The organism is Rickettsia sp. Tenjiku01 (assembly GCF_001653015.1).
GTDB lineage: Bacteria > Pseudomonadota > Alphaproteobacteria > Rickettsiales > Rickettsiaceae > Rickettsia > Rickettsia rickettsii.
Genome location: NZ_BCMR01000003.1, coordinates 152,935 through 175,513 on the forward strand (window position 1 = coordinate 152,935; position 22,579 = coordinate 175,513).

The window sequence follows — 22,579 nt, forward strand, 5'->3', positions numbered from 1 at the left end:
TAATAGTAATTATCAGGACGTATATAATGATCCCGATAAAATTTTCTCAAGTTTAAATTATCAGATTTCAGCTAGTTGCGGTAATACCGATTTTGGTAATATAAGTGTTAATTTTTTGTCTTTTGTCGTAAATAACACAATGCAAAAAGGTAAACGCTCAAATATATTATCATCAACTTATCAAAGAAATATTACTAAAAAAGGTTTCTTAAGTTTTACTATAGGTACCGATTTAAACAGTAAAAATAAATCTCATACAAAGCAACTTGGTATTTCCTCGCCGATTACTTCAAATATGGGATGGGGATATAATGCTAACCTGTCAAAAAAAAGCTAAAGCTACAAATTACAATGTACAAGTTAACCGTAACGGTAAAAATAATGATATTGGAGTTTATCTGCAGAAAAATGATACCGAAATAATGAAACAGTTTAATATCAAAGGAGGAATTTTCTCTATTGATAAAAGCTATTATAAGACAAGACCGATTAACGGAGGTCTTGCTTTGATTAAAGTAAATAGTTTAAAGAATGTCGGGGTTTATAATAATAGCGGGTGATACCGATGATAAAGGTAAAATACTTGTACCTAACTTAACACCGTATGTTCCTTCCGAAATAAGACTAGACGATGAAAATCTACCTCTTAATACAGAGTTTGAAGAAATTGCTTTGAAAGTTGCTCCAAGAACAAAATCAGTGGTATTATTAGACTTTAATATTAAAATAATTAAAAGCATTGAAATGACAGTATTTGATAGTACGTGAGTATTGAAGGTTTAGATGAAGAAATATTTGTAGGCTATGACGGTAAGATATATATTAAAGATCTTGAAGTATTAAACGGTTCTATTTGTGACGAGAATGAGGAGAATAATAAATACTGTCATTTTAGCATACCGGTTAATAGAGATTTAAATGACCCTGTAATTGATTTAGGCGAAGCAATATGCAAATGAAGACTTTATTGTTACTCCTGTGTGGACTAAAAACGCTCCGTTGTCATACCGTGGCTTGACCACCACGGTATGACAAATTCTTTTTAAGCAATGTCAAGAAATCAATAATAATATTATTAATCAATATGATTACGTCAGGAAATGCTATGGCGTTACTTGCAACATGTAATCCGTCAGTTCCAACCGTAAATTTCGGTATTTTTAATGTCGGTGCCATGAGCACAACTTCCGTTACTGCTTCAGTTACTTGTGGTGCTTTATTATCACTACTTGTTAGCTATACCGTAACTTTTAGTACGGGAGCTGCTAATATTTATAACCCAAGAAATATGATTAATGGGGTACGTAAGCTGAATTATAATTTGTATAAAGATGCCGGTTTTACTCAAATCCTCGGTAACGGTACTAGTAATACTGTAACATTTACCGATAGCTATACACTAGGTCTTGAACCGGTCACAAAAAACTATACCGTATATGCACGTCTGCCGGCACGTTTCAAGACACTATTACCGTAACCCAGCCATGGCTATATAATAAAAAATCTTTAAAATCAAAATTCTTCAGCCTAGGTTCTAACTTTGTTGCTTGCATGGATTGACTCCTAGGGTGCTAGACATTGCTGTCCAGTATTATGAAGCTGTATTTTTATTATAATATCAAAAACAATTTAAGTTTTATATTACTATAACTACATTTAGTATTTTGTAGTTACTTAATATTTTTAACTTAAATAAAAGTCGAATTTATGAAAAATGAAGAACAACACAATCCACCAACTCCAAAATATGGTCGAATAATATTCCCGCTTTACACAATGGGAAAAGTTTGTGTAGATAAGAAGCTAATAGATGAAGAGTGGAAACTTAATGAATTTGAAACAGGGAAAGGGAGTGATGCGCGTTTTGGAAATGATGTCGCAGGGGAACCGCTACCGCTAGATGGGCATATTCTTAATGGTGGGCGTACAGATGATACAGATTGGGTAAATGCTACTAATGAAGAAATAAGAGCGGAATTAAAAGATCCAACGTTTAACTGGATAAACTATACCATTAGAAGGTGAGAAAAAACTTACAATAGCATGGGATTATTAAGATATATAGGCAAAAGATAATTGCTGCTAAGTACAACGGAAAGCTTTAAACTATCAGTCAAAAAGCAATATCTCAACTGGGAGATAACTCTATATAGAAGAAAAATCTTTATTTCCCGGGAATAAATGTGTTTCTTTCTTGCTTAAATCTCACTTGGTAAAGCTAAATCCACCTCGCTCAAAATATAGTCCGTTCCAGTTTACGGCATTTAACTAAGCCTTTAAGTTCTTTATCCTTTACATAGGTAATTGTGTTTAAGAAGTCAAGATAAGAGCTAACTTTTTGGCTTTTCCTTTTTCTACAATTCTTTTATAAAAAGGTTTAACTGCAGAATTATATCTTACAGACGTAACAGTTGCCATATATAATGCTGCCCGCATCGTTTTTCTACCACCTTTAGTTTTTGCTAACCTAACACTTAAACCTGAAAAGCTTGATTTTATGCTGCGCCCACCGTTTGATTCATTCATAAAAGTGAAAGAAATTGAAGAATGGCGCACCCGAGAGGAGTCGAACCCCTAACCTTATGATCCGTAGTCATATACTCTATCCAATTGAGCTACGGGTGCCTAAGTTTGAAGTACTTATTTCTTGTTGCTAACATACGAAGCAGTATATATAAAAGCATAGCATTTGTCAAGAAACATAGAGTGTTCTTATGTTTCTCTGAATAATAAAATATAAAAAATTACAATTAATAGTTGAATTATCATATTATATATTGTATATAGAGGTTCATAAATTGATATGAGAAAAAAATGAATAAAATAAAATTAATCATAATTTACTTACTTTGGATTAATATGACTGCACAAGCAGACAATATGTCAGAAAGTGCTAAAAAAATTTAGCAGTAATTAACTCTTTAAATGTTGAGGAAAAGTAGCAGAAAGGTAATGTAATAAATTGTAAGTCGGGAGAAACTTTATTAGAAGAAACAGAAAAATATAATTCTCCTATAGTTAAAGCGTTTGACTCATTGTAGTTGTTTTGCGTATGCTGCTAGTGCAGCCTTGGGGCTTCCAAATCAGTCTCTACTATCCTGAAAGCGATAAAATTTTCATACCTACTTTATCACATAAGCAAGCTGAGTGGCGTGAAACAGACCTCATAAAGAACGGATGGCATTTTGTTAAAGCAGGAAATCGTGATGATAGTTTTATTCAAGCACAAAAATTTGCTAATCAAGGATATTTTGTTGTATCCATAACAATGCTAATCCAAAAAGAGCAGGACATATTGCCGTTGTAGTACCAAGTAGTAAGGATATAGAGAAAATAAAAATGAAGGACCGGACACGGCTCAAGCCGGTAATATTAATTTTTCCTGTCGCTCTTTGAAAAAGTAGGAATAAAAAAGATGCATTTAAAAACAACGAAATATAATTTTATTATTATAAAATATAACAGATATCAGTAAGGTAACCGGACAGTTTTTATTCTATGTCATTCCCGTGGGGCATTGCCTGTATGGATCGATTTCCTGTTGTCATACCGTGGCTTGACCACGGGATCCATAAATATGATAAAAAAATACTAGTATTTTAACTGGATCCAGCAGGTACAGGCTATACGGGGTGACAATGGTGGAATCGATCTACGCAGGCAATGTCTTCCTGCAGCAGCGGGCATCCCCAGTGTTTTAAGTTATTTTTTTGGATACTGTGGTCAAGCCACGGTATGACACAGTCGATTTTACTGATTCATGCAACAATGTCTTGCGGGAATGACGCCGATTTATGCAACAACGTCCCTGGTTTGCAGGAATGACATAATCAGCTTTTTTAGTTATTAGATATTTTAGAGATTTATGCAACAGCATCTACCCATGAAATTTCTATGCTACCGACTAGATCCACTTGAGGAGTTTCGCTGTAGCGTTGTAAGTGATCATACACAAGATGAGTTAAGCCAGCTGCTATTCCGTTTACTATCCCTGCTGTATTTCCATAAGCAAATTTTGCTGCTTCTATTCCTGTATAAGTCGTATTTTTTAATAACTCAAATGTGTTCTCCGGCGAATATGCAAGAGCTGTTCCAACACAAATCCCCATAACAACTGTAGGATGAGCATAAAATCTCCATGCAGCCGTTGATATTGCTGCTTTTATAAAAATTCGCATGATAATCTAATATATCAAGTATTGACAAAGTACTTACATTCTTTATAACATTGAAAATGTTTGTATTATGAGTATCAAACTAGATTCTTACGAACAAGATATTGAAGATAATTTTGAAAAGCAGCAAAAAATTGATGATAGAAGTGAAATAGCTTTGCTTCAAAAATTTGCAAAAGCACATCTTAGTAAAAAAGATCTATTACTATTAGGATTGCAGAACATGACATAGAAGCAATAAAAATTAAAGCTTCTAAGCATGGTTTGCCTTATCAGACCTATCTTAATATGCTAATTCATTCAGACACTACTAAACTCTAAATATTATGACCAAGTATAGATATAATCATGAAAAGAACGAAGTTATTGAATGAGCGTTGAAGAAATAATACAGTCGATTGCTGACGGTAATTTATTAGATATTAAATTACATCATAATTAAGAGAAATATAAAGGTCAAAAAATTTTATATGTTCAAATGATTGCGCCAGTATATGCAGTACTTTATATAAAAGGTGATAAAGATGCTATTTTCCTTAACACTTTATTTCCTAGCAGAAAAGCAAAAAAGGAATTTTTAAAAAATAAGAAATAATATATGCGTTTTATAGAAGAATTTATAAATAAAGGATATTTCCATCAATGTACCGATTTGGATCGGTTAACTGCTATAACGAAAGAAACAAAAATAGCTGCGTATATAGGCTTTGACTGTACTGCTACATCACTCCACATCGGTAGTTTAATGCAGATAATGATTCTGCGATTGCTTCAGCAGCACGGGCATAAGCCTATTGTAATTATCGGCGGCGGTACGAGTAAAATCGGTGATCCTACTTGGAAAGACGAAGTGCGCAAAATTTTAAGCAAAGAAGATATAGCTAAAAATGCCGCAGGTATTAAAAAATCTTTGTCGAAGTTTATCAAATTCGGTGACGGTAAAAGTGATGCTATTATGCTGGATAACGCAGAGTGGTTAGATTCGTTCAATTATCTAGATTTTCTACGGGATTTCGGTAGCTATTTCTCGGTAAACCGTATGCTGACTATGGATTCGGTAAAACTAAGGCTTGAGCGTGAGCAGCATTTAAGCTTCTTAGAATTTAACTATATGTTATTGCAAGCCTATGATTTTTACTATTTAAGCAAGTATTACAATTGCAGCTTGCAGCTTGGCGGTAGTGATCAGTGGGGCAATATCGTAATGGGAGCGGATTTAATTCGTAAAATAAGCGGCAAAGAAGTATTCGGTATGACGACACCGCTACTTACGACTAGCTCCGGTGCTAAGATGGGCAAGACTGCTGCGGGAGCCGTATGGCTTAATGAAGATTTGCTAAGCCCGTATGATTATTACCAATATTGGCGTAACTGCGAAGATGCCGACATAGTTAGATTTGCCAAATTATATAGCGAGTTCACTCAAGAAGAGCTTAATAGGTTTGAGAGTTTAGCGGCAGAAGATATTAATGCAGCTAAAAAACAGCTTGCTTATGAGCTAACTAAGCTTTGTCACTCGGAGCAGGCAGCAAAATCAGCTCTAGAAACTGCAGTAAAGATATTTGAAGAAGGACAAATCGATGAGAATTTACCTACCATTGTTTTAGAGCAGGAAGTATTACAAGCAGGTATTAGTGCATATGAATTATTGCATGAAGCAGGGCTTGCTACTTCTAAATCGGAAGCACGCAAGCTTATAAGAGGGAATGGTGCTAAGATAAATGATAGATTAGTCGAAGATGAAAATATGATAATTAACACTAATTTCTTACTCGATAAAAAAGTTATAAAGCTCTCTGCCGGTAAGAAAAGACATATATTGGTTAGGGTTTGAATATTTTTCTAGATTACCATGTTCCCTTCAGTTGCAGCATTATTGTATGGCTCAAATATATTATGTCTAATTGAAACTGTAACTTTCAATTAGACAAATTGTATATTTTCTATCTAATGGGCCCTTATAACATAAGTTAAATTCACATTTAAACAGTAATGACTAAAATAAGGCTTGATGAATATTTGCTGCAAAAAGGTTTTGTAACAGATATTACCATAGCACGAAGTTTGATTATCCAAGGTAAAGTACATAATAAGCATGGGCAGTTAATTAAGCCTGGGATACAGGTTAATATAAATGACACCGACATTAAGGTAAAGCTACCACAGCATAATTATGTTTCAAGAGGGGCATTAAAATTAATTGCCGCTTTGGATTATTTTAAAATTGATCCCGAAAATTTAGTGTGTATTGATATCGGTAGTAGCACTGGCGGTTTTACGGAAGTGTTACTTGAGCGTAAAGCAAAATTAATTTTTGCCGTAGATGTCGGTTATGGCGAACTTCATCCTAAATTACGCGACAATCCACACATTAAGGTGCTTGAGAAGACTAATGCACGATATTTAACCGATAAACAAATAATAACGAAGCCTGATTTAATTGTTTGCGATGCCAGCTTTATTAGTTTAACTACTATATTACCGACTGCACTAAATTTAGTTAAAGAAGATTGCATGCTTATTGCTTTAATAAAACCGCAGTTTGAGGTCGAAAAGCATGAAGTAGAGCAGGGAGGAGTTATTAAAAATCCTCTCTTACATCAAAAAGTATGCGATAAAATCAAAGATTGGCTTGAGAAAGAGCATAATTTTAAAATATTCGGTATAATAGCAAGTCCAATACTAGGAGCTAAGGGGAATCAAGAGTTTTTAATATGCGGAAAAAGAAAAACGCTTATTTTTCTATAGTTTATCCTTAATTTGAATTGTTTTAGTAATCATTGCATCTTCTAATGTAGAATTATTCAATGTTTTTATAAATGCTTCACTTGCTTCTTTAATAAAATGTTTAAATTGGCATGAATTTGTAATTCTGCAGCTATTAGTATTTTTATTGAAACATTCTACTATATCCATATTAGGTTCTAATTTTTCTATTATATCTCCCAACTTCATGAAAGAAGGGCTAAATGCTAGCTTAATTCCTCCTCCTTTTCCTTTACTACTATTAATATATCCCAATTGTTAATCTATGAATCACTTTTATCAAATGATTAAGGGAAATATTATGGTACTCTGATATCTCTTTTACACTACAAATTCTTTCCGGTTTTGAAGCAAGATATATAAGGCTACGTAATCCATAGTCGGTAAAACTGGTTAACTGCATAAAAATTTTATTTATTTTTACCTTGAATATACAAAAACGTCTATATAAGACTAGTTACTAATGCAATGAAAAATTTTTTAAATCTTACCGGCAGTAGTATTCTAAAGGTTTTAAGTGCATATAGCGAAACAGATGAAGTAGATCTTTTAGAAGTGATCCAATCCAAGCATTAGAGAATGATCATAAATGTAAAAGGGCGGTATCAAAAATTGTTGGTATACATGTAGGGCCTAATATTCCTTCAGAGTTATATCAACCTGTTGCTGAAGAGCTTATATAAAATGTAGATGAGGGTAACAAGCCGGTAACGGAAATATTAAATATAGTAGGAAAGCATTTTGTAAGTGCCGAAAAGAAGCAATATGATGAATTAAAAGCAAAGTATAATATAGCGAGTTTTGAAAGTCATAAAATAAAAATCGAAATAGAAAGTGCTGATAAAAATACGGCAAAAATAAAATTTTATAGACAAAATTAACAAAAAGTAATACCGCACACACATAGGCAAATTATTACTGTTAAAGTAGGAGAAAGATACAGTGAATTTACAGTTATAAAAACCGGTCATGATGAAGAAGGTCATTATTATGAATACTTAATAAAGAAAAATCCTAATGGAACTGTAACAAATTATCTATTTGATTCTGAAAATCATCTGGTAAAAGTACACCCTTCATATATTGAATCGGATATAGAAAACAATAAAGATCTCGTTCTTATCAGCGGCAGGTCGGGAGCAAGCCATTCTATTTCTAGAATTAATAGTATAACAAATGAAAAAAATGTTAAGCTTTCCGCCGTTATGCACATTATTCACTCTACTAGAAATAAAAACAGTGATACATTTCAATTAGATATAAAAAAATTAACTGATATGGCAGCAATATGCGATACTGAAATTCACTATGATAAATTTTATACTCAAGATAGTTATAATAATATTAATGAGAACGATAATATACATTATCATACCGGTAGAATAGCTGAAGAATTTTATTAGGCCTTTTAAAAGGTGAAACTGATGAAATTTGTGGTCCTCATTCTTTTAACGATCATGTGCAGCATATATTAGAAGCAAAAATGGGGGTTATGTGTATACTCAGATTCATGTAGAAGCATTTTGTTCATCAGGAGGAGACTTATGATCCATCTCTAAGCGGACCAGAGGGATTATCGAGTATTTGCCCCTTTATGAATATGTTGTTTTACAAAAAAATAAAGTTAAATATTGCTTATATATTCTAATTAGTGTATTTTTGCTACGGATAAGCATTATAAAAATTATAGATAGGTGGGTTTATCCCACCTTTTTTGTTATAAATATCAAATATGCAAACTATTGAACAACAAATAACAAACGTAATAGAAGAATCCTTGACAGATATGGGTTTTGAGTTAGTGCTTGTGAAGTTTAAAGGTATTAACCCTAAAGTAGTCGAGATATTGATTGATAGCTTAAACAGCGAAAAAATATCTGTGGAAGATTGTACTAAAGCAAGTAGGACTATCTCCGCTATTCTAGATGTTGAAGATTTAATAGAAGCTGCATATTCTTTAGAGGTAGCATCAAGCGGTCTTGAACGTCCGTTAGTAAAGTTTGAAAATTATAATAGATTTTTAGAAAGAGAGGTTAAAATCAAACTTAAAGAATTATTGAACGGCAAAACTCGTTATCAGGGTAAAATAATTAAAGCCGAAAATAATAAAATATATTTAAAATGTGAAGAACAAGAAGTACTAATTGATTATGATTTAATTAAAAATGCTAATCTAGTTTTAACTGAAGAAGTATTTAAAAAATTGCTAAAGCAATAAGAGATAATGTATGTCTAATATAGGTAATGTAGAAATTTTACAAATTATAGATTCTGTAGCTCGTGAGAAAGGAATATCAAAAGAAATTTTGATTTCAACGGTTGAACAAGCGGTACAAGCAGCAGGACGAAAAAAATACGGTAATGAATATAATATTAAAGCTCAGATAAATAGGAAAACCGGTGAGATAAATCTTTTAAGGATCTTAAAAATAGTAGAAGATGTAGAAGATTACTTAACGCAAATCTCACTTGAAGAAGCTTTAATAAAGAATCCGGAAGCTAAAATCGGTGATGAGATATATGAATATTTACCGCCGATTGATCATGCTAGAGTATCGGCTCAAGCTGCAAAACAAGTTATAACTCAACGTGTTATAGAAGCTGAACGTGAAAAACAATATCATGACTTTAAAGATAGAAAAGGCGAAATTATAAATGGGATAGTTAAGAGAATAGAATACGGTGATATAATAGTTGACCTGAGTCGTGCTGAAGCAATAATAAAAAAAGATCAATTAATTAAGGGTGAGAATTTTAAACCTAATGATCGTATAAAAGCATATGTACAGGATGTAAGGCAAGAAACAAAAGGACCGCAGATTTTCTTGTCTAGAGTAGATAACCAGATGCTAGTTAAACTATTTAAGCTAGAAGTACCTGAAATTCTTGAATCTATTATTCAAATAAAATCAGTAGCACGTGATCCCGGTTCAAAAGCAAAAATAGCGGTATTTGCTTCGGATAGTAGTATAGATCCCGTAGGCTCATGCGTAGGTATTAGAGGTAATAGAGTAAAAGCCGTAACAAATGAATTAAACGGAGAGAAAATTGATATAGTATTATGGAGTAATGATCTTGCACAGTTTATAGTTAATGCTCTTGCACCGCTTGCACCTGGGGAAATCACAAAAATTTTGATTGATGAGGATAGGCATAAGGTAGAAGTAGTAGTTTCGCAAGAAAATCAAAGTATTGCAATAGGTAGAAGAGGGCAGAATGTTCGTTTAGCTTCTCAGCTTACAGGTTGGAATATCGATATAATGACCGAAGAGCAAGAATCAAAAAGAAGAAATGAAGAGTTCTTAACTTCTACGGCATTATTTATGGAAACTTTAGATGTTGAAGAAGTTATAGGTCAGCTTTTATCGGTAACGGGATTTAATTCAGTAGAACAAATTGCTAGTAGTGAGATTAGTACTTTAACAAGAATTGAAGGCTTTGAGGAAGAACTTGCCGTAGAGATTAAAAATCGAGCTATTAATTACGTCGACCTTAAGAATGCAAAGATTATCAAAAAGCTAGAGGATCTAGGAGTTGAGCAAGAATTAATAGATATATTAGAATTATCGCTTGAATTAATATTACAATTTGCCGAATATGGTATAAAGACCATAGAAGATTTAGGAGAGATGAGCGTAAATGAATTTAAAAATTTAGCTCCAAATTCTAATATAACGGACGAAAATATTAAATTGCTGATTAAAACTGCTAGACAGCATGGTGCATTGAAGGATAGTTAGTGGGTTGAATGTAGGATGTATGTCATTTCTGCGAAAGCAGGCATCCAGAATAAATAGCTTAGTAATTAGGGCGTCCTTAAAAAATAAACCTATAAAAATAAGTTTTTTATAAATTTTAGTGGATTCCCGCTTTCGCGGGAATGACATAAACGAGCCATGCGAGCAACACCGCTTTTAGCTAGGAATGATATAATAAAGTAGTAGACGGAAAAAACAGAAACACAAAGGTTTTAAATATGACGGATAACCAGGAAATCAAACCCAAAAAGTTGACACTTGGCAATTCAAAATTATCGCTTAATAAGTCTTTTGACTCTCTTACAGGAGCTCAAAGCTTTGTTAATGCTAAATCTAAAACGCTAGTAGAAGTTAGAAAAAGCTCTACCGGTAGTGCTACTACCCTTTCATTAAATAAAGAAAGGAATAGCTTAGATCAAACTGTTATTGATGCTAATAAGGAAGAATTTAACAGACGTTTATCTATTCTCAAAAAAGCTGCTGAGCAATCTCAATTAAATGACCCTTCAAAAATAAGCACTTTAAGCAAACTTGCAAGTATTAACCAGTCTGCTAACTCAAAAATAGAACCGCTAGAAATTGATAAAGAAGTTGAACAAAAACAGCAAAATACCGAAGAAAATAAAGTAGAAGTTAGTGCTAAAATCGTTCAAGATGATGAAGATATACCGTCACAAATACCTAAAAAGAAAGAAGAAACTTTTGTAAAGTCTCCTTTAGTAGGAAAGCGAACACGTTACGGTATAGAATCAGAGAAAGAATTAGATAAAACAACAGATAGTAAAATAGTAGCACCAAAAATTAAGCTAGAAGAACCAAAAAAATTCAAAAAAGCCGATCTTTTCAATATGCTTAGCGACGACGAAAGCGGCAGCGGTAGAACTAGAAGTCTTGCTTCTATAAAAAGAGCTAGAGAAAAAGAAAAGCGTAAATTAGTATCACAAGCACCTGAGAAAGTATATAGAGAAGTGACGATCCCGGAAGTTATCGGAGTCGGCGATCTTGCAAATGCTATGTCTGAAAGAGTGGCTGATGTAATTAAAGAATTAATGAAACTCGGTATTCTTGCAAATGCTAGCCAAACAATAGATGCCGATACGGCAGAACTAGTTGCAACAAATTTAGGGCATACGGTAAAAAGAGTCCAAGAGTCAGATGTTGAAAATGTTTTAATTAGTGATGATAAGGTTGAGGATTTAAGAACGCGTGCTCCGGTTGTGACGGTAATGGGTCATGTCGATCATGGTAAAACCTCATTGCTTGACGCTCTTAAGTCTACAGATATTGCTGCAGGTGAGCTAGGTGGAATTACACAACATATTGGGGCTTATAGAGTAACTCTTGCAGACGGTAGAGCAATTACTTTTATTGATACTCCGGGGCATGAAGCTTTTTCGGAAATGCGGTCCAGAGGTGCTAAAGTAACGGATATAGTTATTATAGTGGTCGCAGCAGATGATGGAATCAAAACGCAAACGGTTGAGGCAATTAATCATGCGAAAGCAGCGGGCGTTCCTATAATTGTAGCTATTAATAAGATTGATAAGCCTGATATTGATATTGAGCGTGTAAAGAACGAATTATATGTCCATGAAATTATCGGCGAAGAGGCAGGTGGTGATGTTATGATTATTCCTATCTCGGCACTAAAGAAAATTAACTTAGATAAACTTGAAGAAGCAATTTTATTAATTGCAGAAATGCAGGATTTAAAGGCAAATCCTTTCGGTTCAGCTGCCGGTGTTGTAATCGAGTCCAAAATTGAACAAGGAAGAGGAACGCTAACCACTATATTAGTGCAGCGAGGTACTTTAAGAAACAGTGATATTATAATAGCTGGTACTGCTTACGGTAAAGTTAAAAAGATGACTAATGATAAGGGACTAGAAATAGTAGAAGCAACTCCGTCTGTTCCTGTAGAAATTCAGGGGTTAAATGAAGTGCCTTTTGCCGGCGATAAATTTAACATAGTACAAAATGAGAAACAAGCAAAAGATATAGCCGAATATAGAATGCGTCTTGCTAAAGAAAAAAAAATATCTATTGCACCGCGTTCAAGTTTAGAAGATTTGTTTTTAAAAGCTTCCGGTAATAGTAAAATTAAGGAATTACCTTTAATTATTAAAGGTGATGTTCAAGGGTCGGTTGAAGCTATTTCAGGTAGCTTATTAAAATTACCGAATGATGAGATAAAGCTTCGTATACTTCATAGCGGCGTAGGTCCGATAACGGAATCCGATGTATCTCTTGCACATGCTTCTGCGGCTATTATTGTCGGCTTTAACGTTAGAGCAGGGGCAAATGCCTTAACTGCCGCAGAAAAAGAAAAAGTCGATATTCGATATTATAGTATAATATATCATTTAATTGATGATATAAAAGCCATTATGAGCGGTATGCTTGATCCGATCGTTAGAGAGCAGTATATCGGAAGCGCAGAAATTAGACAAATATTTAATATTACCAAAGTCGGCAAAATCGCCGGTAGCTATGTAACTAAAGGGATTATTAAGAAAGGAGCAGGCGTACGCTTATTACGTGATAATGTAGTCATTCATGAAGGAAAACTCAAAACTTTAAAACGCTTTAAAGATGAAGTTAAAGAAGTTAGAGAAGGATATGAGTGTGGTATAGCATTTGAAAATTACGAAGATATTAGAGAAGGAGACACAGTTGAAGTTTTTGAGCTAATTCAAGAACAAAGACAATTATAATATACTCGTTGAACTTCAAAAATTGGCTACATTATCATACAAGTACTGCGGCGTTGTTGCATGGATACTACTAAATCGTCATTGCGAGTAGTTGTAGACTGCATGGCAATCTCATGAAATGATAACAAACTCCTAAGATTGCTTTGTCAATTACTTCGTAATTTCCTCGCAATGACGAAAAGTTAGAACCACGCAACAACGCCCTGCTTTCGCGGGCATGACATTTAGTAGAATATCCCTTTTTGATAAATTAATCAATTTTAAGTAAAATATAATCAAAAGTTAATAATTATTAGCCTTTATCTTGACCTCCTCATAATTTCTATTATAATGTAATGTTGATTATTATAATCAGAAATGAGGAAAAATTATGGCCATAGCATTAATTTTTAATAAGTTACAAAATTTAATCCCAAATAATACCTCTCCAAAGTTAGCCTCCTATCTTGCTAACGATGAATTTGAGTTTATAACTTCTCCTACTAACCAAGAAGAAAATACTGATTTTTTAGCAGCGTTAGATAATTCAATTAAGCAGTATGACGAAAAAAGTGCAAGATGTAATAAAAAAATAGTAGAAACTCAAGCTAAGTATCCTTTTTTAAATTCTAAAATCATCTTCCAAGAAGCAATAAAAGGTCAGCCAGATACTCTAGGCATCTCTCAAATCAGATTTACAGATTTTTTAAATAAGCTTGATGGTAGTGAAACAGTAACTAACACATCTAAAAGTAAAGGTTTTTTCAATACATTTACATCATTAAAAACAGTTTATAATTTCGGAGTAAAGAGTTTTAATTTTATAAAAAATACATCTAGTATTCTTTCTTCTAAAGTTGCTGAAAGTTTTAATTTTGTGAGTAATAAAGTTTATTCTTATTTAAATAATAACGCTGAAGAAACATTTAATCTCTTAGATCAACTAGAAACTCTTCCTGATAATGAGTTAGTAGAAGCAATCTTAAACACGTCTGAAAATGCATTAGATGAAGTTTTTGAAAAGATAACATATAAAAAATTGGTAGAATTAATTAATAATATTTCCGATGAACAAGCACAAAAATTAGTTCATTATATTTTGCCGGAGCATTTTGAAAAATTAATGCAATGTATTCCATTAGATAAATTAAATACATATATGGATACTACCCTTTCTTTAGAAAAGCTTACCGAGCAGGAACTAACAAAATTATCAGATGAGGATATTTCTGATGAACAGCTTGAAAATATAATTATATTAGCAGGAGAAGAAAAACTTGCAGAAAATTTTGATATTATTCCAAATGAAAATTTAGTAAGAATCATGAGTCATATTTCAAATGATAAGCTAGCAACAATAATTTCGCACGCCTCAGATGAAAGTCTAGTAAGAATCATTGATATTATTAACTCGGATAATCATGATTTATCGAAATCATTAGTTGAGCAAATAATAGCCTTAATACACGACAAGAAGTGTGTAAAGCAAGAATCAGGTGCAGTATCTGATCGTGATTCCGGATTCTTTGATTATGAAGATGAAATAGAAGTATCAGACAATCAAGTAGAACACTCTAATAGTGATTTTACTATGAAATTATCTTATAATTTTGGAGTCTTTAATTATGAAGATGATGTAGTATACTTATAATAAAGCTCTTATGTCATTTCGTTGATTATAGAAATCCAGTAAATGGATTCCTACTTTTAACTAGGAATGGCATAATTGATTGCGATTTTAGCATCAGGAGGGCGTATGTATAGTGGCTCGATAGAGCTATTTAATTTTACATCGCTCGACAATCTACTAGCAATATATCTACAGGTAACCCAAGCTTTAACTCGTGTAAAACGTGGCAAGGTTATTATATTCGGCAAATGCATAATTTGGTGATATATAAATTCAAGTCCGCTACCGCAACAAACTATATTCCCTTTCTCATTTGTAAGCAGTTTTATAGCATACTCGAAATCTATCAATAACGGCTCTTCTATTTGTCCTGATTTATGAAAAACTTGCATATAAAGCTGTGAGCGATAAGCGTTTAAAAAGACATATATTTTATCATAATCTTTAACTTGAGTTATGGCTCTAAAATAAGCATATTCAAAATTGCTAACCGCTACTGCTTTAATATTCTCCTTGGAAAATAATATACCTTTAGCACTAGCAAGTCCTATTCTAATGCCGGTAAAGCTACCGGGTCCGTTAGTTACCGCTAAATAATCTAAATCATCATATGAACATTTAGCTGATTTCATCACGTCTTCTATCATCGGCATTAGATTTTCTGCTTGCATAGAAGGACGTAATTCTTCTATACATGCAAGGATATTCTCATTTTCGGATATTGCTACCGATGCAGTATTATTGGCTGTGTCAAATGCTAGTATTTTCATAGATTATTATTTGAATAAGTCACTATGTGTACCGGTATAGTGTTACCGGGAAATTTTTGAAAAGCCCTTATGTCATTCCTGCGAAAACGGGAATCCAGTTGAGTAAAGCTTCTTAAAAGCTTTACTCAAGAAGAAAGTAATATAATAAAAAAATCTTTAAAAATCAAGATTTTTTTAGCCTGGATTCCTGCTTTCGCAGGAATGACATGGAATAAAATAGTAGAGGTTTGCAGAATCATATTAAATTAAGCTTTTTATACATTTCTTTATACGCAGAATATTTATTAATATTTAAACCTTTTGCTGATTCTTCTAATATTTTTATTGATTCTGCATTTAATGCTTTTTCCTGTGCTATTTTATGATATATCGTTTCTCTTACAAAATTCATAATAGTATCATTTTTATGTGCAGTGTGAACTTTAAGAAAATGATGTAATGCGTTTGGTATATCTATGCTTAGTCTAGTCATATTACATACTTATTTCAGTAATGACTTAAGTAAGTAAATCATAAAATAAGAAAAATAAAAGTAAAAATATAGTTTCTAAAAATTATTTAAAGTATATTCAATAAAAGTTTGGCGTGCTTCAACCTGTCTATTATTATGAAATAAATATCTATTAAAAAAATAGTTTGTTAGAGCTAAAGCTTGCCGTTTTTCTTCTAATGTAATCTCACTATTATCTGAAAGTAAAAATCTTGGTAACATCAATAATTTATCTTTATAAGGTTTTCCTACTTCATATGATAATGCTCTAGCTGATTTAGGTGATACATAGATTAAATCAGTTGTAACATGGCTCACGCCGCACTTGGTAAGATCAAGCTTATAACCCGTCTCGGCAAGTAAAGCTAGCTCAAAATTAATATAATCACGAAAACAAAAATTCTTTGATAAATTATCTAAATAGTTAATTAGAAATGAAAAAAATTTAGAATGTTCTTCTCTTTCATGAAATAACTCTTTGATTAAAGATATAACGGAATTAAAGGCATATAATTTAGCTTTATTTGTGATAAAATAACCGGTGTAAGATTTAATGAGTTCACATTTAGCCATGCCAATATGTTCATGTAATCTTGCCTGCCAAAGAAAATCTATAATATGCCCTTCTTGATATATAAATTTACTTTTTTTAGAAAATTCTTTTACAACTCCCGAATATAAACCATGATTTTTAGTAAAAACCGTAATAATAAATGTATTTTCTTTCAAAGGTTTTTTAGCAATTATTACTCCTATATCTTTGATATTCATGGTTTTTATTATTAAATTTTTGTCATTGCAAGGAAAATTACGGAGTAATTGACGAAGCAATCCCGTTAAAAATGCTAATTTTTAGCATTTTTTTAATTATTTTCTGGATTGCCGTGCTCCTTTCAGTCGCTCGCAATGACGGTTTGATATCCGCACAACAACCCCCTAGCTTCCTCAGAATTCCCTGTATATGATATATTCTTATACCCTAGTTTGATTGCAGTAAATAAAGCAGCGTGATCCTCTCCTACATTTACGGTAAGATCTAAAACTTTTTCCGGAAATTCTTTACTTAGAGTTTTAAACATGTAATCAATTGCTAGCATACCGTAATATTTTACGCTAGAGGCATGATTTGTTAATATCAACTGTTCTTCTACACTAGATAAAAAATTACGTGCTTCTTCCAAATTTCTTATTTCATACACTATACTCATTTCATTATCTCTTTTAGGTCCTTTAAATGTGAGACGGAAAATATAAAGTCATACGTTAAATTTTCAAATTTAGAGCAGATAATCTTATTAAATCCAAGTTTTACGGCTTCTTTTATTCTTGTTTCTGCTTTCGCGGTTTTTCTTATTTCACCCGATAAGCTTATTTCGCCGAAAAAGACGCTATGTTCGGGTACAGGGTTGCCGGTTGCAGCAGATATTAAGCTCGCTGTTACTGCTAAATCAGAAGCAGGATCGGCAATTTTAAGTCCCCCCGCAATGCTTAAATATACCTCATAATTAGCAAGATTCAGTCCTATCCTACTACTAAGCACGGCAAGTATCATTGATAACCTATTAGCATCCCAGCCCACCGCAGAGCGTCTAGGAGTTACCATATTTGAGGGTACTATAAGGGCTTGTACTTCCATAAGTAACGGTCTTGAACCTTCGATTCCTGCAAAAATAGACGTACCTATAACGTTCTGTTCTCGCTGCATTAAAAATAGTTCAGACGGATTTGTTACTTCAATAAGCCCGCTGCCGCTCATCTCAAATACTCCTATTTCACCCACACCGCCAAAACGATTTTTATATGAGCGTAAAATACGGAAATGATTATTATGATCTCCCTCAAAATATAGCACGGTATCAACTAAATGTTCAAGTATCTTAGGACCTGCTAGTTGTCCGTCTTTAGTGACGTGACAGCTTAATAAAATTATTATATTGTTTTGCTTAGCATAATTAACAAGCTCATTTGCACATGTACGAATTTGCGAAACAGTGCCTGGAGGCGATGATAATTCTTTTGTGGTAATTGTTTGAATAGAATCAATCACTATTAAATCAATATTATTTTTATTAGCTTCTATACTCACAATAATATCTTCCAAATTAGTAGCTGCTAAAATATCGGTATTATAGTTAGTGAGGTTTAGCCTTATGGCCCTTAATTTTATTTGGTCTAACGATTCTTCACCCGTTATATATAAGCAATTCATCTTTGATGCAAAGTTACTTGCTGCTAGCTGTAGTAACAAAGTAGATTTGCCTATACCAGGGTCTCCTCCTATTAATATAGCAGAACCAAGCACTAAACCGCCGCCTAGTACTCTATTGAATTCACCTATAGGAGTAGGGATGCGTAACTGCTCGGTTACATGCCCTAAAAGCTTATCGAAGTCTTGCTTGCTACCGACTTTAACAATTGCTTGAGTTGTACTTATTATCTCTTCGACAATACTACCCCATACACCGCAATCAAAGCACTGTCCTGACCATTTAGGACTAATATTTCCACAGTGAGAACATATGTAATGTTTTTTGGTCATGTTTGTTTTTTAATGTCTTGTTACGCGGTTCTATGTCATTCCCACGAAAGCGGGAATCCAGAAAAAGTAACCTTAATACAGGTACAAAATTACATACTATTTTATATGTTTTACTGGATTCCCGCCTTCGCGGGAATGACGGTAAAGCTCAAAACCAACAGCTTACTCTTACCATATAGTTTTTCACGTATAATTTCAATATTTTCATCTAAAATATAATCATCTGTTTTAGCCATCTCAATAACTATAATAGCACTGTCTTTGAGCCAATTATTTTTTATCAGCAGTTTCATTACTTTAGGCACTATATTTTTATGATAAGGGGGGTCTATAAAGACCAGATCAAATGATTTATTAGACATCTTCCCAAACTTCGCTTCTAGAGGTAATTTAGACATCGATCCGGTACTCGCATCCTCACGTACTAGTGTGTACGCTGCGGTGCTGTGTTCCGTGTCTCCTTTAGATCCCTCTCTATAAGCTGATTTAAAAAGATGTCTAGTAGCTTTCGGTAGATTTAAAGCATTAATATTAACGAAATTAACATTATTTTCAATGTTTAGAGATTTAGCAAATCCTTCTGCTATTTTTAATGAGGATGTATCAATATCAATTAAGGTAGCAAAACCTGCTCCTCTTGATAGGCTCTCAAAAGCAAGGCTACCGCTACCGGCAAATAAATCGAGAATGTGAGTATTTTCGTTAAATAATTTATTACCGGTAAACTCACCAGAGGTTAATATACTAAATATTGCCTCTTTGAGCTTACCGGTGGAAGGTCGATATTTGATATTTTTAGCGGTAGGTATAATTTGGTTTCTATATTTACCGGATATTATTTTTAACACTTATTTAGTTATATACTTCTTTTATTGAGCGTGATTTTTTTTCGTCTTTTATTTTTGTGGCAAATCCTTCGCCTTTAGTGTTAGGCTTAAATTTTGCTGCGAATGTATTAGATTTTGCTTGTTGTGTTTCTACAGTTTTATCTTTCTTGTCTTTGATTTCTACTTTTGGCGTTGCTTGGTTTAAATTATTTTGTGCTTGTTTTAAAAGATCTTGTTCTTTAGCTTTATCAATATTATTATTTACATTATTTAAATTTTCTTCCTTTTCTTTAGATTTTTCTGTCTCAGCTTTTTGTCTTGCTTGTTGTTTTGCTGTTACTAATTCATCAATATTTTTAGGAGGCGGTGAGATATATTTATCTATACTACTAGTTAAGTTTTCAAATGACTTTTGAAGATTGCGTAAAGGTTTTTGAGTGAGTTTATAAGTTCCGGTAGCGACTAGCCCTCCGGCCAAAATACCTGCTCCTAGAATGACAGCTTTAGTAGTAAGGGCCGTACCGGTGACCAATAACACAGGCATTGCTACGAAAGGTGCAGCTGCTACTGCAAGACCGGCTACTACGGCAAGTCCTACTAAAAATTTTTTACTTGCTAAAAAATTTGTTACGTGGCTAATTCCTGATGTAGTACTTTTAGCAAGTTTTGTACAAAGCTGTCCTACTCCGGTTTTCAGAAACCAACCGCTTTTCTCTCTTGCATGAATTTTATCTTGTAATTTAGCATGTTCGTTAACATTGACAGATGTTTTTTTACCGTCTTTATCTTGATGATCTAAATTCCCTTTAGCCTCACCTTTAGTATCATGCATCTTTGTAGCATCGTTGATTTTTGCTTTATCAAAATCTGCTCCTTCTTTATTAATTCCAGCTAGATTTGCTGCTTTTAGATTCGCTTGTTTTAGATTTGCTTCTTTAAATATAGCCTCGGCTGCTTCCACTGCTTGCATATCGGCATTTTCCAACACTGCTTTAGTGAAATTGGCTTTATTAAGATCGGCACGCTGCATAATTGCATTTTTAAAGTTAGCTTCCTTAGCATTAATATTTTTAGCAATAGCATCCGAAATATTTAATCCCTCGGCTTCTGCTTTTTCTAAAGTAGCATTACTTAACTTAGCAAATTGTGCAGTTGCATTAGTAAGCGTAGCGTTTGTAAGATCGGCATATTCAAGATTTGCTTTATCAAGCTGTGCTTTTGTTAAATCAGCGTTCTTAAGTTTAACACGCTGCATTATAGCTTCTCTTAAGTCAGCTTCTTTTAAAGATAGTATATTTTCAAATTCAGCATCGCTAAAATAGGCATTTCTTGCAGTTATGCCTTGCATGTTACATTGCTCTTTAAATTTTGCTTCTAATGCATGTGTTTTATTCATAAAAACATTTTCAAGATTAGTAGAAACGATATTTGCTTGATCTAGAAGTGCATTATTTAAAACTACCCCCTGCATTTGAACTCTTTGCATATCTGCATAGGCAAGCGATATACCGGTAAGATTAGAATTTTTCCATTCTGAATCTTTAATAATTAACTTTTCGGCATCGGCATTAACCATCATAACCGCATTAAATTTGCTATTTGTTACCTCTACTTCAGATAAATCTACTTTAGGCATGTAAGCTCTCGACATATCACTATTTTCAATTTTGCTCTTTTTAAGATCAGCAAAAAGAAATCCTGCGTTACGAGCCGTAACATTTTGAAAAACGGCATTTTGTAAATTAGCTCCTTCAAAATTAGTAAAATCTAAATTACAATTTGAGATTTTGATATTCTCTAAGTTGGCTGAAGCAAATAATGTATTCTTCAGGTTAAGATTAGTAAGAGTTTTACCTGATAAATTAATCGCTGAAAGATCAGGAACTATATTTAAATCTTCTGAAAGATTTTTTTGCTTTCTCACAAATTCGGTAAGAGATAATTTTGTATTGGATTGTTTTGCTGCTTCAGCTAAATATAGATCAAATTCGGCAGAAGTTAATTTTATATATTCTTTCGGTATATCTCGTTCTTTGGCAGTCGAACCTATAATATATGATGGGTCTAGTGTTATTTGTATTTCTTCGTCTTTTAACTGCTCAAAAATACCATCTAAACCCTTACCGCAGAACATTCTAAGATTATCTAAAGCATATACTTCAGTTTCTAATTTGTTTACTTCATGCTGTAACTTGTTGATTTTTTCTAGTTCGTTTTGTCGGTTTCTAGCAATAGTTTCTGCACTATTCCAAAAAGCATTTAAAAGATTGGTAGCAATCCCAGAATTATCTAAATTTTGCTTTAGAGTTTCTAACTCTTCTTGCTTAGTCTTGAGTTCTTTTGATTTGATGTCCCATAAAGTTTTTTCGTCTTCTCCAGCCAAAATATATTTCTTTGTCTTCGTAGCTTCATCTATAACTATTTCTTTGATATGTTCTTTTTCTAAATCTTTATCTATATATTGATTTAATCTTTCAAGATCTGAAAAAGATAGTTTTATATCTCGTATTTTATCTTTGAGATTGGGGATTTTATAGTTATCATAATCTTTATAATTAAAATCTGTATAATGAAGATTTGCTCCTCTAAAGTCGGTACCGATAAATGTACAATCATTAAATTTTACATTTGTTAAATCTGAATCACATAATATGGTATTTGTTACGTCACAATTATTAAATACGGCATCTGTTAGTATTGTACCTTGGAAGTTAGCATTGGCTAAATCTGCGTTAATTTCCATATTTTCTAAACTAGTAATGATAATGTTATCATTATCTTCAGCGAAATATTTATTTTTGATAAAATCATTTAGCGAGACACTAGGGTTATCTTTTATATAACCAAGGTAATCGTTTAGGTCTTTTTCTGCACATTTATATATATTAAGATTTGTCATATGTATTCTATATGATTAGTTAAAATGTGTTC

21 protein-coding genes, 1 tRNA gene and 5 pseudogenes are annotated in these 22,579 nt (G+C 32.9%); 16 read left to right on the forward strand and 11 right to left on the reverse strand.

The features are described 5' to 3' along the window. Window positions 1-115 precede the first annotated feature (115 nt). The 6 genes and pseudogenes from TENJIKU01_RS09375 to TENJIKU01_RS01250 all read left to right on the forward strand — a co-directional run bounded on the left by TENJIKU01_RS09375 (window position 116) and on the right by TENJIKU01_RS01250 (window position 2,025). Window positions 116-337: a hypothetical protein gene (locus TENJIKU01_RS09375; RefSeq protein ID WP_227779803.1), complete on the forward strand. Its 222-nt coding sequence runs from the start codon at window positions 116-118 to the stop codon at window positions 335-337. After that, entirely contained in the window at window positions 312-560 is a 249-nt protein-coding gene (locus tag TENJIKU01_RS01230) for a hypothetical protein (protein ID WP_227779804.1), read from the forward strand. Before TENJIKU01_RS09375 ends, TENJIKU01_RS01230 begins: the two co-directional genes overlap by 26 nt. Next, the gene (locus tag TENJIKU01_RS01235; protein ID WP_064428895.1) at window positions 532-768 is read left to right on the forward strand and encodes a fimbria/pilus outer membrane usher protein; all 237 of its coding nucleotides are present in this window, start codon (window positions 532-534) and stop codon (window positions 766-768) included. Before TENJIKU01_RS01230 ends, TENJIKU01_RS01235 begins: the two co-directional genes overlap by 29 nt. After that, window positions 765-959, forward strand: coding sequence for a hypothetical protein (locus TENJIKU01_RS01240; protein WP_064428896.1), 195 nt, complete (start codon window positions 765-767; stop codon window positions 957-959). Before TENJIKU01_RS01235 ends, TENJIKU01_RS01240 begins: the two co-directional genes overlap by 4 nt. Window positions 960-1,084: 125 nt before the next feature. Beyond that, window positions 1,085-1,560: pseudogene (locus TENJIKU01_RS01245) on the forward strand (spore coat protein U domain-containing protein). Window positions 1,561-1,707: 147 nt separating this feature from the next. Beyond that, a complete protein-coding gene (locus TENJIKU01_RS01250) occupies window positions 1,708-2,025 on the forward strand; it encodes a hypothetical protein (protein ID WP_064428897.1) in 318 nt (105 codons plus the stop codon). A gap of 285 nt (window positions 2,026-2,310) precedes the next feature. Here the strand turns inward: TENJIKU01_RS01250 and TENJIKU01_RS01255 are convergent, their stop codons facing one another. After that, the gene (locus TENJIKU01_RS01255; RefSeq protein ID WP_064428898.1) at window positions 2,311-2,526 is read right to left on the reverse strand and encodes a transposase; all 216 of its coding nucleotides are present in this window, start codon (window positions 2,524-2,526) and stop codon (window positions 2,311-2,313) included. Between the two features lie 22 nt (window positions 2,527-2,548). Continuing rightward, window positions 2,549-2,625 (reverse strand) — tRNA-Arg (locus TENJIKU01_RS01260). A 427-nt stretch (window positions 2,626-3,052) separates the two neighbouring features. Between TENJIKU01_RS01260 and TENJIKU01_RS07040 the strand changes: the two genes are divergently transcribed. Beyond that, window positions 3,053-3,307, forward strand: a complete 255-nt coding sequence (locus tag TENJIKU01_RS07040) for a hypothetical protein (protein ID WP_227779807.1) — start codon at window positions 3,053-3,055, stop codon at window positions 3,305-3,307. A gap of 556 nt (window positions 3,308-3,863) precedes the next feature. Here the strand turns inward: TENJIKU01_RS07040 and TENJIKU01_RS01270 are convergent. Beyond that, a complete protein-coding gene (locus tag TENJIKU01_RS01270; RefSeq protein WP_064428899.1) occupies window positions 3,864-4,178 on the reverse strand; it encodes a hypothetical protein in 315 nt (104 codons plus the stop codon). Window positions 4,179-4,245: 67 nt separating this feature from the next. Between TENJIKU01_RS01270 and TENJIKU01_RS07050 the strand changes: the two are divergent. The 4 genes and pseudogenes from TENJIKU01_RS07050 to TENJIKU01_RS01285 all read left to right on the forward strand — a co-directional run bounded on the left by TENJIKU01_RS07050 (window position 4,246) and on the right by TENJIKU01_RS01285 (window position 6,923). Beyond that, window positions 4,246-4,496: pseudogene (locus tag TENJIKU01_RS07050) on the forward strand (CopG family antitoxin). A gap of 5 nt (window positions 4,497-4,501) precedes the next feature. Further along, a pseudogene (locus TENJIKU01_RS01275) lies at window positions 4,502-4,770 on the forward strand (hypothetical protein). 3 nt (window positions 4,771-4,773) lie between these two features. Next, window positions 4,774-6,009 carry a tyrosine--tRNA ligase gene (tyrS, locus tag TENJIKU01_RS01280; protein WP_064428900.1) on the forward strand — a complete coding sequence of 412 codons (1,236 nt, stop codon included), beginning with the start codon at window positions 4,774-4,776 and terminating at the stop codon, window positions 6,007-6,009. Window positions 6,010-6,167: 158 nt separating this feature from the next. Continuing rightward, a complete protein-coding gene (locus TENJIKU01_RS01285) occupies window positions 6,168-6,923 on the forward strand; it encodes a TlyA family RNA methyltransferase (RefSeq protein WP_064428901.1) in 756 nt (251 codons plus the stop codon). On the opposite strand, the pseudogene TENJIKU01_RS01290 reads toward TENJIKU01_RS01285, so the two are convergent. After that, a pseudogene (locus TENJIKU01_RS01290) lies at window positions 6,918-7,344 on the reverse strand (Rrf2 family transcriptional regulator). The gene TENJIKU01_RS01285 and the pseudogene TENJIKU01_RS01290 overlap by 6 nt on opposite strands. Window positions 7,345-8,146: 802 nt before the next feature. On the opposite strand from TENJIKU01_RS01290, the pseudogene TENJIKU01_RS10525 reads away from it, so the two are divergent. From TENJIKU01_RS10525 to TENJIKU01_RS01315, 5 genes and pseudogenes are all read left to right on the forward strand, one after another. Beyond that, window positions 8,147-8,457, forward strand: a pseudogene (locus tag TENJIKU01_RS10525) (hypothetical protein). 216 nt (window positions 8,458-8,673) lie between these two features. Beyond that, on the forward strand, window positions 8,674-9,159 hold the full coding sequence (gene rimP / locus TENJIKU01_RS01300; RefSeq protein ID WP_064428902.1) for a ribosome maturation factor RimP: 486 nt from the start codon (window positions 8,674-8,676) through the stop codon (window positions 9,157-9,159). 10 nt (window positions 9,160-9,169) lie between these two features. Further along, the gene (nusA, locus tag TENJIKU01_RS01305; RefSeq protein ID WP_064428903.1) at window positions 9,170-10,681 is read left to right on the forward strand and encodes a transcription termination factor NusA; all 1,512 of its coding nucleotides are present in this window, start codon (window positions 9,170-9,172) and stop codon (window positions 10,679-10,681) included. Between the two features lie 236 nt (window positions 10,682-10,917). After that, complete coding sequence (gene infB, locus TENJIKU01_RS01310) at window positions 10,918-13,413, forward strand: translation initiation factor IF-2 (protein WP_064428904.1); 2,496 nt, start codon at window positions 10,918-10,920, stop codon at window positions 13,411-13,413. Between the two features lie 370 nt (window positions 13,414-13,783). Then, window positions 13,784-15,043: a hypothetical protein gene (locus TENJIKU01_RS01315; protein ID WP_064428905.1), complete on the forward strand. Its 1,260-nt coding sequence runs from the start codon at window positions 13,784-13,786 to the stop codon at window positions 15,041-15,043. 56 nt (window positions 15,044-15,099) lie between these two features. On the opposite strand, the gene tsaB is transcribed toward TENJIKU01_RS01315, so the two are convergent. From tsaB to TENJIKU01_RS01350, 7 genes are all read right to left on the reverse strand, one after another. Further along, complete coding sequence (gene tsaB, locus TENJIKU01_RS01320) at window positions 15,100-15,792, reverse strand: tRNA (adenosine(37)-N6)-threonylcarbamoyltransferase complex dimerization subunit type 1 TsaB (protein WP_064428906.1); 693 nt, start codon at window positions 15,790-15,792, stop codon at window positions 15,100-15,102. A 235-nt stretch (window positions 15,793-16,027) separates the two neighbouring features. Next, window positions 16,028-16,264 (reverse strand): hypothetical protein, encoded by a 237-nt coding sequence (locus TENJIKU01_RS01325; protein ID WP_064428907.1) that lies wholly within the window; start codon window positions 16,262-16,264, stop codon window positions 16,028-16,030. A gap of 75 nt (window positions 16,265-16,339) precedes the next feature. Beyond that, entirely contained in the window at window positions 16,340-17,053 is a 714-nt protein-coding gene (recO, locus tag TENJIKU01_RS01330) for a DNA repair protein RecO (RefSeq protein WP_064428908.1), read from the reverse strand. A 122-nt stretch (window positions 17,054-17,175) separates the two neighbouring features. Further along, the gene (locus TENJIKU01_RS01335) at window positions 17,176-17,490 is read right to left on the reverse strand and encodes a hypothetical protein (protein WP_064428909.1); all 315 of its coding nucleotides are present in this window, start codon (window positions 17,488-17,490) and stop codon (window positions 17,176-17,178) included. Then, window positions 17,487-18,821 (reverse strand): DNA repair protein RadA, encoded by a 1,335-nt coding sequence (radA, locus tag TENJIKU01_RS01340; protein WP_064428910.1) that lies wholly within the window; start codon window positions 18,819-18,821, stop codon window positions 17,487-17,489. The genes TENJIKU01_RS01335 and radA overlap by 4 nt, the downstream gene beginning before the upstream one ends. Before the next feature lie 110 nt (window positions 18,822-18,931). After that, window positions 18,932-19,669 carry an RsmD family RNA methyltransferase gene (locus TENJIKU01_RS01345; protein ID WP_064428911.1) on the reverse strand — a complete coding sequence of 246 codons (738 nt, stop codon included), beginning with the start codon at window positions 19,667-19,669 and terminating at the stop codon, window positions 18,932-18,934. Between the two features lie 4 nt (window positions 19,670-19,673). Continuing rightward, window positions 19,674-22,547: a pentapeptide repeat-containing protein gene (locus tag TENJIKU01_RS01350; RefSeq protein WP_064428912.1), complete on the reverse strand. Its 2,874-nt coding sequence runs from the start codon at window positions 22,545-22,547 to the stop codon at window positions 19,674-19,676. Between the last annotated feature and the right edge of the window lie 32 nt (window positions 22,548-22,579).